The organism is Streptomyces sp. NPDC048191 (genome assembly GCF_040652655.1).
Classification (GTDB): domain Bacteria; phylum Actinomycetota; class Actinomycetes; order Streptomycetales; family Streptomycetaceae; genus Streptomyces.
Window position 1 is genome coordinate 114,440 of sequence record NZ_JBEZMO010000015.1, and the last position, 12,806, is coordinate 127,245.

General features: G+C 71.8%; 10 protein-coding genes. 4 read left to right on the top strand and 6 right to left on the bottom strand.

Annotated elements, in window-relative coordinates:
- Positions 1–2 precede the first annotated feature (2 nt).
- From ccrA to AB0D93_RS24190, 3 genes are all read right to left on the bottom strand, one after another.
- Positions 3–1,340, bottom strand: coding sequence for a crotonyl-CoA carboxylase/reductase (gene ccrA, locus AB0D93_RS24180; protein ID WP_362122818.1), 1,338 nt, complete (start codon positions 1,338–1,340; stop codon positions 3–5).
- A gap of 441 nt (positions 1,341–1,781) precedes the next feature.
- Positions 1,782–2,603, bottom strand: a complete 822-nt coding sequence (locus tag AB0D93_RS24185) for a TetR family transcriptional regulator (protein WP_362122534.1) — start codon at positions 2,601–2,603, stop codon at positions 1,782–1,784.
- Positions 2,604–2,739: 136 nt separating this feature from the next.
- Positions 2,740–4,554, bottom strand: coding sequence for a 3-hydroxyacyl-CoA dehydrogenase family protein (locus AB0D93_RS24190; RefSeq protein WP_362122536.1), 1,815 nt, complete (start codon positions 4,552–4,554; stop codon positions 2,740–2,742).
- Between the two features lie 383 nt (positions 4,555–4,937).
- Here AB0D93_RS24190 and AB0D93_RS24195 point away from each other — a divergent pair, with 383 nt between their 5' ends.
- Both AB0D93_RS24195 and AB0D93_RS24200 read left to right on the top strand, forming a co-directional pair.
- A complete protein-coding gene (locus AB0D93_RS24195; protein ID WP_362122539.1) occupies positions 4,938–5,522 on the top strand; it encodes an adenylosuccinate lyase in 585 nt (194 codons plus the stop codon).
- Entirely contained in the window at positions 5,519–6,169 is a 651-nt protein-coding gene (locus AB0D93_RS24200; RefSeq protein ID WP_362122542.1) for a hypothetical protein, read from the top strand. Before AB0D93_RS24195 ends, AB0D93_RS24200 begins: the two co-directional genes overlap by 4 nt.
- Positions 6,170–6,270: 101 nt before the next feature.
- On the opposite strand, the gene AB0D93_RS24205 is transcribed toward AB0D93_RS24200, so the two are convergent.
- The 3 genes from AB0D93_RS24205 to AB0D93_RS24215 form a co-directional block, all read right to left on the bottom strand.
- Positions 6,271–6,672, bottom strand: a complete 402-nt coding sequence (locus tag AB0D93_RS24205; RefSeq protein ID WP_362122545.1) for a RidA family protein — start codon at positions 6,670–6,672, stop codon at positions 6,271–6,273.
- 71 nt (positions 6,673–6,743) lie between these two features.
- Positions 6,744–8,306 (bottom strand): alpha/beta hydrolase, encoded by a 1,563-nt coding sequence (locus AB0D93_RS24210; protein ID WP_362122548.1) that lies wholly within the window; start codon positions 8,304–8,306, stop codon positions 6,744–6,746.
- 158 nt (positions 8,307–8,464) lie between these two features.
- Positions 8,465–9,535: an Rv2578c family radical SAM protein gene (locus AB0D93_RS24215; RefSeq protein WP_362122551.1), complete on the bottom strand. Its 1,071-nt coding sequence runs from the start codon at positions 9,533–9,535 to the stop codon at positions 8,465–8,467.
- A 161-nt stretch (positions 9,536–9,696) separates the two neighbouring features.
- On the opposite strand from AB0D93_RS24215, the gene AB0D93_RS24220 reads away from it, so the two are divergent.
- On the top strand, positions 9,697–10,140 hold the full coding sequence (locus AB0D93_RS24220; RefSeq protein ID WP_362122554.1) for an SRPBCC family protein: 444 nt from the start codon (positions 9,697–9,699) through the stop codon (positions 10,138–10,140).
- Between the two features lie 152 nt (positions 10,141–10,292).
- Entirely contained in the window at positions 10,293–12,731 is a 2,439-nt protein-coding gene (locus AB0D93_RS24225) for an MFS transporter (RefSeq protein WP_362122557.1), read from the top strand.
- The last annotated feature ends 75 nt before the right edge of the window (positions 12,732–12,806 follow it).

A 12,806-nucleotide genomic window follows, 5' to 3' on the forward strand; every position in this document is an offset into this window, starting at 1 on the left:
TCTCAGACGTTACGGAAGCGGTTGATGGCGTCGATGTGCTTGGCGCGCATCTCCTCGTCGCGCACGCCCAGGCCTTCCTCGGGGGCGAGGCACAGCACGCCGACCTTGCCCTGGTGCAGGTTGCGGTGGACGTCGTAGGCGGCCTGCCCGGTGTCCTGGAGCGAGTACACCTTCGACAGGGTCGGGTGGATCTTGCCCTTGGCGATGAGGCGGTTGGCCTCCCAGGCCTCGCGGTAGTTGGCGAAGTGGGAGCCGATGATCCGCTTCAGCGACATCCACAGGTAGCGGTTGTCGTACTCGTGCATGTAGCCCGAGGTGGAGGCGCAGGTGGTGATGGTGCCGCCCTTGCGGGTGACGTAGACACTCGCGCCGAAGGTCTCGCGGCCCGGGTGCTCGAAGACGATGTCGATGTCCTCGCCGCCGGTGAGTTCGCGGATGCGCTTGCCGAAGCGCTTCCACTCCTTCGGGTCCTGGGTGTTCTCGTCCTTCCAGAACTTGTAGCCCTCGGCGTTGCGGTCGATGATCGACTCGGCGCCCATCGAGCGGCAGATGTCCGCCTTCTGCTCGCTGGAGACGACACAGATCGGGTTGGCGCCGCCGGCCAGCGCGAACTGGGTGGCGTAGGAGCCGAGGCCGCCGCTCGCGCCCCAGATCAGGACGTTGTCGCCCTGCTTCATGCCGGCGCCGTTGCGGGAGACCAGCTGCCGGTAGGCGGTGGAGTTGACCAGGCCCGGGGCCGCGGCCTCCTCCCAGCTGAGGTGGCCGGGCTTCGGCATCAGCTGGTTGGACTTGACCAGCGCGACCTCGGCGAGGCCGCCGAAGTTGGTCTCGAAGCCCCAGATGCGCTGCTCGGGGTCGAGCATGGTGTCGTTGTGGCCGTCGGAGGACTCCAGCTCGACGGACAGACAGTGGGCGACGACCTCGTCGCCGGGCTTCCAGGCGTTGACGCCGGGGCCGGTGCGCAGGACGACGCCCGCGAGGTCGGAACCGATGATGTGGTACGGCAGGTCGTGCCGCTTGGTCAGCTCGCTGAGCTTGCCGTAGCGCTCCAGGAAGCCGAACGTCGGCAGCGGCTCGAAGATCGAGGTCCACACCGAGTTGTAGTTGACCGAGGAGGCCATGACGGCCACCAGGGCCTCACCCGGGCCGAGCTCGGGCACGGGCACCTCGTCGAGGTGGATCGACTTGCGCGGGTCCTTGTCCCGGGTCTCAAGACCCGCGAACATCTCCGTCTCGTCCTTGTGCACGGTGATGGCGCGGTACGACTCGGGGAGCGGCAGGGCGGCGAAGTCGGCGGACGTGGCGTCCTTCGACTGGATCGCGTCCAGGATGTCCTTCACGGTCACGGTGTTGCCTCCGGCGGTGAGCGCCCTGAGGGAGGGGCGCTGGGGATTCGTCGGTGCTGCGATGAGTGCTGCTGAGGGTTTTGAGGGTGTGCCGTCGGTTCGGCTCGGTGGTGCTTCGGCAGCGCTTTGTGGCGCGGGAGGTTGCCTGTGACGCAGGCGTCCGGGCGCGCGGGCCGTGGGGCCTTTGGGGACAGCCGGCGAGCGAACGGTCTCTGCTCGCCGGCCACCCGGACACCCTCAACGTATGACACCGCGTGTCAGGCCGCAAGGCACTGAGTGCCAGAAGTCTGGCTCAGGTGAAATCTTTACGTAACAAACGAGCGATGATCGATCGAACGGGCTGTGAAATCTGCTCGAAAACGGTCCCTGACATGGCAAAACGGCCACCCCGAAGGGTGGCCGTCATCACAGCGCGGGTGCAGCCCCGGAGCGGTCTCAGCGCTCCTTCAGGGCCTCCTCGATGGTCCGCATGACCTCGTCCAGCGGGGCGTCGGTGCGGGCCACGGTGACGAGCACCTCGCCGTGCGCGGACACCGTCGCCGGCGCGGTGCCGGCGGCCGGCCTGGGGGCCGGGCCGCGCCCGGCACCGATCCCGGAGCCGAAGGTCTTGCGCACGATCGCGAAGGCGTGGTCCAGCTGGGTCTCCACGTCCCCCTGGCCGCCCGCCCGCAGCCAGCGCCGTAGGACGTGGTTGTGGGCGGTGACGACGGCGGAGGCGGCCACCTCGGCCAGCAACGGGTCGTCGTTGGCGTCGTCGGCGTGCGCGTGCTCGTCGAAGTGGCCGAGGAGGTAGCGGGTGAAGAGACGTTCGTAGCGGGCCACCGAGGCGATCTCGGCCTCCCTCAGGGTGGGCACCTCTCGGGTGAGCTTGTAGCGGGCGACCGAGATCTCGGGCGAGCCCGCGTACATCCTCATGACTTCCTTGATGCCTCGGCACACGGTGTCGAGCGGGTGCTCGTGCGCGGGGGCGGCGTTGAGGACCGCCTCGGCGCGGATCAGCGTGTCGTCGTGGTCCGGGAAGATCGCCTCTTCCTTGGAGCGGAAGTGGCGGAAGAAGGTGCGTCGGGCGACTCCCGCTGCGGCCGCGATCTCGTCGACGGTGGTCGCCTCGTACCCCTTGGTCGCGAACAGCTCCATGGCTGCGGCCGCCAGTTCTCGGCGCATCTTGAGCCGCTGGGCGGCGGCGCGACTGCCTGCGGCACTTTCCGGCGCGTCGGGCGTAGCTGGTGTACGTGAGGACTTGGCGGGCTGGGACATGACCCGAACGTACTGCATGTGCGCAGTTCGGCGCGCGGGTGAGGGGTTTCCCCCGCCCCACAGGGGCGGGGGAGCGTCCGCGGGGTCGAGCAGTCCGCCCCAGTCGGTCTCCGCGTGGGACCAGTCGCCGGCGCCGTCAGCGGCGGGCATACTCGCGGAAGCCGCGGCCGGTCTTGCGGCCCAGGCAGCCCGCGGCCACCAGGTGCTCCAGCAGCGGCGCCGGTGCGAGCCCGGGGTCGCGGAACTCGCGGTGCAGGACCTTCTCGATGGCCAGCGAGACGTCCAGGCCGACCACGTCCAGCAGCTCGAAGGGGCCCATCGGGTAGCCGCCGCCGAGCTTCATCGCCGCGTCGATGTCGTCCAGGGACGCGTAGTGCTCCTCGACCATCTTGATCGCGTTGTTGAGGTAGGGGAACAGCAGCGCGTTCACGATGAAGCCGGCCCGGTCGCCGCAGTCCACCGCGTGCTTCTTGATCTTCGCGCAGACCTCGCGGACGGTCGCGTGGACGTCGTCGGCCGTCAGCACGGTCCGCACGACCTCGACCAGCTTCATCGCCGGCGCCGGGTTGAAGAAGTGCATGCCGATGACGTCCTGCGGGCGCGAGGTGGCGCGGGCGCAGGCGACGACGGGCAGCGAGGAGGTGGTGGTGGCGAGGACCGCGCCGGGCTTGCAGACCTTGTCCAGCGTGGCGAACAGCTGCCGCTTGACCTCCAGGTCCTCGGCGATCGCCTCGACGGCCAGGTCGACCTCGGCGAAGGCGTCGTAGGACCCGGCCGGGGCGATCCGGTCCAGGATCTGCGCGGCGGCCTCGGCGGTCAGCCGGCCCTTGTCGACAGAGCGTGAAAGCGACTTGCCGATACGGGCCTTGGCGGCCTGCGCCTTCTCCTCGCTGCGGGCGGCCAGGACGACGTCGTAGCCTGCCTTGGCGAACACCTCGGCGATGCCGGAGGCCATGGTGCCGGAGCCGGCGACGCCGACCGAGCGGACCTCGCGCCCCTGGGCCGCCGCGGCGTCCGCCGCCGGGGTCAGCGCGTCCGGCACGACCGTGGCGCTGCCCGGCGCCTCGTAGGTGTAGAAGCCGCGCCCGGCCTTGCGGCCGGTCAGGCCCGCCTCGCTGAGCTGCTTCAGGATCGGGGCCGGGGCGTGCAGCCGGTCGCGGGACTCGGCGTACATGGCCTCCAGGACCGTGCGCGCGGTGTCGATGCCGATCAGGTCCAGCAGCGCGAGCGGGCCCATCGGCAGGCCGCAGCCGAGCCGCATCGCCGCGTCGATGTCCTCGCGGGAGGCGTAGCGGGCCTCGTACATCGCGGCGGCCTGGTTGAGGTAGCCGAAGAGCAGGCCGTCCGCGACGAAACCGGGACGGTCGCCGATCGCGACCGGCTCCTTGCCCAGCTCGATCGCGAGGTCCGTGACCGTGGCCACGGCCTGCGGGGCGGTCAGCACCGAGGAGACCACCTCGACCAGCTTCATGGCCGGCGCCGGGTTGAAGAAGTGCAGGCCGAGCACCCGCTCGGGGCGGGCCGAGTCGGCGGCGAGGCGGGTGACCGACAGGGCGTTGGTGCCGGTGGCGAGGATGGTCTCCGGGCGGACGATGCCGTCCAGCGCGCGGAAGATCTGGTGCTTGACCTCGTACGACTCCGGGGCCACCTCGATGACGAGGTCGGCGTCGGCCGCCGCGGTGAGGTCGGTGGTGACGAGGAGCCGGGCCAGGGCGTCGGCGCGGTCCTGTTCGGTGAGCCGGCCGCGCTCCACGGCGCGGGCGGTGGAGGCCTCGAGGGCGGCGACGGACCTCGCGGCCTGGGCCTCGCTGACGTCGATGCCGATCACCTCGCGGCCCGCCTTCAGGAGGACCTCGGTGATGCCGGTGCCCATGGTGCCGAGGCCGACGACGGCGATCGTCTTGAGCGGGGACCGGGGGGTGCCGGACTGGGGGGACAGGGGAGTGGCCATCGCGGGACTCCAGGAATGAGGGTGACGACGAGGAGCGCGCCGGGTGCGCCGAGGGCGCACCGCGGAGCGGAGAGGAGTGCGGGTGTTGCCGGGCTGCGAGCGCACACGCCCGGTGCCGCCGGTGCCACGGGCGCGCACACGCCCGCGAACGGCAGGGAATCCGACCGGCCCTGTCCCGGAGCCGGGTCGTACAGCGGTACACGTCGTACCGAACCGACAACGCTCACAACGGCTGCGTCACCAAACCGTCGCCAGCGGAAGTGCGAGTGGGTAACTCGCTCGTCTGAGCTTAACCCGCGAGTAACGAGCGTGCCAGCCCTGCGTCGCACCGGACTTTGTGATGTAGCTCCCTCCCGCCTCGCCACCCGCCTACGCTGGACTTCGTGGACGAAGAGTTGCGATCGCTCACGGAGCGCGTACGGCAGGAGTCACGCGGATCGGCGGCGTTCGACCGGCTGCTGGCGACCGAGGACCACGACGAACTCGCGGAGGTGCTCACCGCTCCCGGACAGCCGCTGTGGGCCAGGGAACTGGCCGCGTTCCGGCTCGGCCTCGTGGGAGACCGGCGCGCCTTCGAATCCCTGGTCCTCCTCCTCAACCACCGCGACCCCCCGCGCTGCGCCTCCGCCGCCCACGCCCTCGCCCGGCTCGGCGACCCGCGCACGGCCCGGGCGGCGGCGGCCCTGGCGACCAACGAACTGCGGGTGGCCTACGCCCTGCACCCGGTGCGTCTCCTGGTCGAACTCCGCGCCCCCGAGTCCGTGCCCGCGCTCATCACCACCCTGGAGCGCCGGCTGCGCCCCCACGATCCCTACCGCCGTGTCGCCCTCGCGTGCGTCGAAGGCCTCGGCACCCTCGCCGACCCCCGCGCCCGCCGGGTGCTGAAGGAGGCCCTCGCCCATCCCGCACTGGCCAGGGCGGCGGTGCACGCACTGGCCGGCCTCCCTGAGGAAGAACAGGCCAGATGACGGGCCGTCAGCCGCCTGGCGTGGGCGAGGACGGCTCGTCGGACACGGGGCTCGTGGTACGGCGGTGGTCCCAGCTGCTCGCCTTCGATCTCCTCGTGGTGGCGGCCGCCTCCGTCGTCGCCGTGACGATGGGGCGCCTGCCCGCGGTCGGCACCTGGGTCGCGTTCACCCTCCTGTACGTCTTCTGGCTCCGGCGGCGGATGCCGCGCTCGCCGGGGCACGGACTCTCCGGCGTCCTCGCGGGGCTCGGGTACGTGATCCTGGTCCTCGGCGCGGGATACGCCGCCCCGCGGGTCTACCTCGACAGCCGGGGCGAGGAGGGCACGGCGACCGTCGTCGACCGGAGCGCCACGCGGACGCGCGACGGCGGCGAGGAGTACACCTGCACGGTCACCCTGCCCGGCGGCGACACACGGGAGTTGCAGGCGGCCGGTGACACCTGCGAGCGCCTGGAGCCGGTCCTCGACGACCGCGTACCGGTGGTCTACGACCCGGCGCATGTGGTCCTGCCCATGGCCGGGACGAAGCGGCAGCTGGGGACGGAGAAGAGCGTACTGCCGTGCGGGGCCGGGCTGTTGCTGGTGGTCACCGGCGCCGGCCACGCCCTCCTGCGTACGGCGGCGGCCCGGCGCCGGCGTCCCGGCTAGGGCCGGTCGTTTGGATCAGGTCGCAGGACAGCGCCGGGGCTGATCGCCGCAGACGTGCGTGCCAGCCCCCGCGTCTGCGGCGTGATCCAAAGGACAGGCCCCTAGGCGCCGCCGACCACCGCCAGCGCCTCGACCTCCAGCAGGAACTCCGGGGCCACCAGTGCCGCCACCTGGACCGCGGAGGACGCGGCGAGGCGGTCGTCGGGTATGTGGGCGGCCCGGGCCGCGCGGATCGCCGGGAGGTGGGCCGTGTCGGTGACGAAGTAGGTCAGTTTCACCACGTGTTCGAAGCCGGCTCCGGCCGCGGCCAGACAGCGCCTCAGGTTCTCGAACACCTGACGGGCCTGGGCCGCCGGGTCGCCCTCGCCGACCAGCTTGCCGTGCTCGTCCAGGGCGAGCTGTCCGGAGACGGCGACGAGGCGGCCGGTGGCCGAGACGACGTGGCTGTACTGGGCCGCGGGGGCCACGCCGTCGGGAGCGGGGATGCGAGTCGGTTCGGTCATGTGTCCATGGTGGGGCACGCCACTGACAACGCCCCCGACGGTCGCGGCGGTCCGGCCCGCGGGCGGGCCTCCTACCGCCGGAAGCCCAGCAGGGCGTGCAGGGCAGCGCGGCGCGACGCCGTCGACGCCGCCTTCGTGGCCTGCGGCTTCGGGTCGGGCGACTTCCTGCACACGGCGTCGGCGACACCCGTGCCCCGCGGGACCCTGCCGTTCGCGAGATACGCGGCCAGGTACCGGTCCAGGCAGGCGTTGCCGCCCAGCGTGATGCCGTGGTTGCCGCCGCCCTCCTCGACCACCAGGCTGGAACGGGCGAGCAGCCGGTGGACCGTGACCCCGCCCGGGTACGGCGTCGCCGCGTCGTCCGTCGCCTGGAAGAGCAGGACCGGAGGCAGCTTGGCGTTGGCGATGCCCACGGGCTTGCGCCGCGCGGTCGGCCAGTACGCGCACGGCGCGTTGTACCAGGCGTTGTTCCAGACCATGAAGGGCGCTTTGCCGTACACCTTCCAGGCGTCGGTGCGCCACCGGCTCCAGCCGCCGGGCCAGGAGGTGTCACGGCACTGCACCGCCGAGTAGACGCTGTAACCGTTCTCGCCCGAGCCGCCCACGGCACCGAGGTTCTCGTACGCCTCCACCAGCGGCCCGGCGTTCCTCCCGCGCACGTACGCCGAGAACGCCTCCGCGAGCTCGGGCCAGTAACCGTTGTAGTAACCGCCGGGGATGAAGGTGTCCTCCAACTCCGAGGCGCCCACCTTGCCGGCGGCCGGCTTCTTCGCCAGGGCCGCGCGCATCGCGTACCACTCGGCCTCGATCCTCGCGGGATCCTTGCCGAGGTGGTACGTGGAGTCGTACCGGGCGATCCAGGCCATCAGCGCGCGGTGGCGGTCGTTGAAGGCGTAGTCCTGGCCGAGGTTGTCCTCGTACCAGATGCCGGTCGGGTCGACGACCGAGTCCAGTACCAGGCGGCGGACCCGCTGCGGGTACAGCTTCGCGTAGACCGCGCCGAGATAGGTGCCGTAGGAGTAGCCGAAGTAGCTGATGCGCCGGGCGCCGAGGGCCGCGCGGACGGAGTCCATGTCGCGTACGGCGCTGACGGTGTCGATGTACGGCAGCAGACCGGCGTACCTGCGTCCGCAGGCGGCGGCGAAGGACTTCGCGCGGGCGAGGTTGGTCCGCTCCAGCGCGGTCGTCGCGGGTACGGTGTCCGGGCGCACCGTCCTGAAGTGGCCCGGCGCGCAGTCCAGGGCCGGGCTGCTGCGGCCGACCCCGCGCGGGTCGAAGCCGATGACGTCGTACTGGGCGGCGACCCTGCGCGGCAGGGCCGAGGCGACGAACCCGGCCAGCGTCAGGCCGCTGCCGCCCGGCCCGCCGGGGTTGACCAGCAGCGGACCCTGGGAGGTCTTCGCGGTGTGCCGCACGCGGGAGAGGGCGAGAGTGATCTGCCGGCCCGAGGGGTGGGCGTGGTCCAGGGGCACCTTCAGGGACGCGCACTGGAGCGTCGGGTAGTCGCTGGTGCCGCACTTCTTCCAGGCGAGATGTGCGGCGGGGGCCGCCGAAGCCGCGTGCGCGGGCAGGGCGGTGACCGAGCCCGCCAGCACGGCGGCGGCCGCGCACAGCACGGCTGCGCGTGTTCTCATGCGTTCTCCCGGGACGGAGGTGTCGGCGGAGCGTGGGGGTCACATCTTTCGCCGCATCGTCCCGGAATCGGTGTTCTGAAAAGGCGTTATGGGCAGAGTTGACCCGATTGGGTCGCCCGAAGCGCTCGAACGCCCTCATGTGGGGGCGGGCCTTGCCCTCACATGAGGGTGAGCTGGGTCGGTTCCGCCCCGGCCAAGGGCTCGGCCGGCCGTGCGGGGCGGATCCGGCGGGCCAGGCCCGGGCGGGTGGGCCCGATGCCGTACTCCTGCGCCAGCTCGTGCACCTGACGGGTGATCCGGCGCTGGTACCACTTCGGCGCGTAGGCGCCCTCCGCGTACAGCCGCTCGTAGCGCCGCACCAGGTGGGGATGGTGCCGGGCCAGCCAGGCCATGAACCATTCCCGCGCGCCGGGGCGCAGATGCAGGGCGAGCGGGGTCACCGAGGTGGCCCCGGCCGCCGCTATCGCCCGTACCGTGGCCCGCAGTTGGGCCGGGTGGTCGCTCAGGAACGGGATGACCGGTGCCATCAGCACCCCGCAGCCGATGCCGTGCTCGCCCAGGGTGCGCACCACGTCCAGGCGGCGCTCCGGCGAGGGCGTGCCGGGCTCCACCGTGCGCCACAGCGCGGGGTCGAGGAAGCCCACGGAGACCGAGATGCCGATGTCCGTCACCTCGGCCGCCCGGACCAGCAGGTCCAGGTCGCGCAGGATCAGGGTGCCCTTGGTGAGGATCGAGAACGGGTTGGCGTGCTCGGTGAGGGCGGAGATGATGCCCGGCATCAGAGCGTAGCGGCCCTCCGCGCGCTGGTAGCAGTCGACGTTCGTGCCCATCGCCACGTGGTCGCCCTGCCAGCGGCGGGAGGCGAGCTGGCGGCGCAGCACCTCGGGTGCGTTCACCTTGACCACGATCTGGGTGTCGAAACCGATGCCGGTGTCGAGGTCCAGATAACTGTGCGTCTTGCGGGCGAAGCAGTACACGCACGCGTGCGTGCAGCCCCGGTAGGGGTTGACGGTCCACTCGAACGGCATGCGCGAGGCGCCCGGCACCCGGTTCAGCACCGAGCGCGCCCGGACCTCGTGGAAGGTGATGCCACGGAACTCGGGTGTGTCGAAGGTGCGGCTGACCACGGCGTCCGCGCCGAAGAGAGCCGCCTCGGCGGCCCGGCCGTGCGCGGCGGGCTCCCCGGACGTCCCGGACGCGGACTCGACGGTGAGGTTCTCCCAGCGCATGACGCCTCCTCGGTAGCACTGCGGCCCAGATTAGAACATCTGTTCCCATGATCGTGCGACCCCTGGTGAGGACCGTCGGCGGCGACCCCCGATTTGGGGGGCCGGGCACCGGGGTGGTTGGCTTGCCCCAACCCCGAGAAACACGGTCCTGGAGGAACGCAATGGCGCAGGTCGAGGCCACTACGGAGCGGGTCGTCGCGGCGGACGCGGAGAAGGTGTTCGACGCCCTCGCCGACTACCGCGGCACGCGGCAGAAGCTGCTGCCGGAGCACTTCAGCGAGTACGAGGTCCGCGAGGGCGGCGACGGCGAGGGCACCCTCGTCCACTGGAAGCTCCAGGCCACCAGCAAGCGGGTGCGCGACTGCCTGCTGGAGGTCGGCGAGCCCACGGACGGCGAGCTGGTCGAGAAGGACCGCAACTCCTCCATGGTCACCACCTGGCGCGTCACCCCCGCCGGCGAGGGGAAGTCCCGGGTCGTCGTCACCACCACCTGGAAGGGCGCCGGCGGCATCGGCGGCTTCTTCGAGAAGACCTTCGCCCCCAAGGGCCTCGGCCGGATCTACGACGCCGTGCTCGCCAGGCTCGCCGCCGAGGTCGAGAAGTAGCCCCAAGGCTCCTCCGGTGGAGGGGTGTTGCGCCCCTTCACCGGTTCGAGTGGATCTCCCCCTTGCCCGGAACGATGCCGTGACTCACCGCAGTTGTTCACAGTTGACGCGTAACGCGGGAATTGTGACAGGTGTGGCGAGGGGAGCGGTACGTGGGCGGCACAGCACTCGTGGAGCAGGAGCCGGTGGTGACGCCGGCCGGCGAAGAGACCGCCGCCGCGCCGCAGACCCCCGCACCGGCCACCGAAACCGGCACTCGCCGCGTGCGGCTGGTCTTCTTCGGGCTGATGCTCGCCCTGCTGCTCGCGGCGCTCGACCAGATGATCGTCGCGACCGCGCTGCCCAAGGTCGTCGGTGAACTGCACGGCCTGGACCGGATGTCCTGGGCGATCACCGCCTATCTGCTCACCTCCACCATCGGCCTGCCCCTGTACGGCAAGCTCGGCGACCTCGTCGGCCGCAAGGGCGTCTTCCAGTTCGCCATCGCCGTCTTCGTCGTCGGATCCGCGCTGGCCGGCCGGTCGCACACCATGGACCAGCTGATCGCCTTCCGCGCGGTCCAGGGCGTCGGCGCGGGCGGACTCATGATCGGCGTACAGGCGATCATCGCCGACATCGTGCCGCCCCGGCAGCGCGGCCGCTACATGGGCCTGATCGGTGCCGCCTTCGGTCTCGCCTCCGTCGCCGGGCCCCTGCTCGGCGGCTATTTCACCGACCACCTCTCCTGGCGCTGGTGCTTCTACGTCAACGTCCCCTTCGGGCTGGTGACCCTCGCCGTCGTCACCCTCGTGCTGAAGCTCCCCAAACCCACCAGCCGAGGGCGCCTCGACGTCCTCGGCGCGCTGCTGCTCGCCGCCGCCTCCACCTGCCTGGTGCTGCTGACCAGTTGGGGCGGCACCGAGTACGCCTGGGACTCCCAGCAGATCATCGGCCTCGGTGCCGGCGCGTTCGCCGCCGTCGTCCTCTTCCTCGTCGCCGAGCGCCACGCCGCCGAACCGCTCATCCCGCTCCGGCTGTTCCGCGACTCCGTCTTCAACGTCAGCGGCCTGGTGGGTCTCGTGATCGGCGTCGCGCTGTTCGGCGCCGCCAGCTATCTGCCGACCTTCCTGCAGATGGTCGACGGGGCCAGCGCCACCGAGTCCGGGCTGCTGATGCTGCCCATGATGGCCGGGATCGTCGGCGCCTCCATCGTCGGCGGGCAGCTCATCAGCCACACCGGCCGCTACAAGGCCTTCCCCGTGCTCGGCGGCGCCGTCTCCGCCGTCGGCATGTGGCTGCTGTCCCGCCTCGAAGCCGACACGCCCCGGCTGCAGTACAGCATCTGGATGGCCGTCCTCGGCGCCGGCATCGGCATGGTGATGCCCGTCCTCGTCCTCGCCGTGCAGAACTCGGTGCGGCCCGCCGACCTCGGCACCGCCACCAGCGCCAACAACTACTTCCGGCAGATCGGCGGCAGCGTGGGCGCCGCAGTCTTCGGCACCCTCTTCGCGGGGCGGCTCACCGACGCCCTCCGCAGGGAACTGCCGCCCCGCGCCGGCGTCCGGCTGCCCGACCCCGAATCCATCACGCCGCAGGCGGTCCACGCGCTGCCCCCGGCCCTGCGCGACGCCTACATCCGCGCCTACGCCGACGCGATGCCCCGGATCTTCCTCTATCTCGTCCCGGTGCTCGTCCTCGGTCTGCTCATCGCCTTCTTCCTCAAGGAGAAACCACTGGTGTCCCCCACCGCCGAAACCGAACCCGGCCAAGAGACGGGGAAATCCCCGATCCCCCAGGCCCGCCCCCAGCCGTCCGGCGCGGCGACCCCGGTGACGCCCCGGTCGCCGTACGCCGCCGGAATCCCCGTCTGCGGCACGGTCCAGCACCCCGACGGCACCGTCGTGCCCCGTGCCGCGCTCACCCTCATCGACGTCGCCGGCGTGCAGATCGGGCGGGGCGCGAGCGGCGAGGACGGGCGGTACGCGCTCAGCACGCCCGGCTCCGGCTCGTACGTCCTGATCGCCGCCGCCGGCGGACACCAGCCGCAGGCCGTCTCCGTCACCGTCGGCGAACGGCCCGTCGAACTCGACGTCGTCCTCGGCGGCGCCGGACGCCTCGCCGGCAGCGTCCTGACCGCCGACGGCACCCCCGTGCGCGACGCCACCGTCACCCTCACCAACGTGCACGGCGAGGTCGTCTCCGCCACCCGCAGCGGCCGCGAGGGCGGCTACGTCATCACCGAACTCGTCGCCGGCGAGTACACCCTCGCCGCCAGCGCCCCCGCCTTCCGCCCGGCCGCGCTCCCGGTCAGCGTGCAGGCCTCCCGGGAGACCCGGCAGGACGTCGAACTCGCGGGCGGCGCCGTGCTCAGGGGCACCGTCCGGGCGAGCGGCGGACGTCCCGTGGAGGACGCGCGCGTGACGCTCCTGGACGCCGCGGGCAACGTCGTCGACACCCTCACCACCGGGGCGGACGGAACGTTCCGGTTCGTCGACCTCTCCTCGGGCGAGTACACCGTCATCGCCGCCGGCTACCCGCCGGTCGCAACCGTGCTCCAGGTCGCGGGCGGCGGCCGCACCGAACGCGACCTGCAACTGGGTCACGAGGACTGAGCCGGGCGCCCGCAGGGGCGCTGAGCTGCGCGCCGGTGCGATCATGTGAAACCAATTCCAGGATTGCCACACATC

Excerpts from the sequence above, each read along its gene's own strand:
- AB0D93_RS24215 (WP_362122551.1), bottom strand. The coding sequence starts at position 9,535 with ATGCGCTGGGAGAACCTCACCGTCGAGTCCGCGTCCGGGACGTCCGGG.
- AB0D93_RS24200 (WP_362122542.1), top strand. The coding sequence starts at position 5,519 with ATGACGGGCCGTCAGCCGCCTGGCGTGGGCGAGGACGGCTCGTCGGAC.
- AB0D93_RS24205 (WP_362122545.1), bottom strand. The coding sequence starts at position 6,672 with ATGACCGAACCGACTCGCATCCCCGCTCCCGACGGCGTGGCCCCCGCG.
- AB0D93_RS24210 (WP_362122548.1), bottom strand. The coding sequence starts at position 8,306 with ATGAGAACACGCGCAGCCGTGCTGTGCGCGGCCGCCGCCGTGCTGGCG.
- AB0D93_RS24190 (WP_362122536.1), bottom strand. The coding sequence starts at position 4,554 with ATGGCCACTCCCCTGTCCCCCCAGTCCGGCACCCCCCGGTCCCCGCTC.
- AB0D93_RS24185 (WP_362122534.1), bottom strand. The coding sequence starts at position 2,603 with ATGTCCCAGCCCGCCAAGTCCTCACGTACACCAGCTACGCCCGACGCG.
- AB0D93_RS24220 (WP_362122554.1), top strand. The coding sequence starts at position 9,697 with ATGGCGCAGGTCGAGGCCACTACGGAGCGGGTCGTCGCGGCGGACGCG.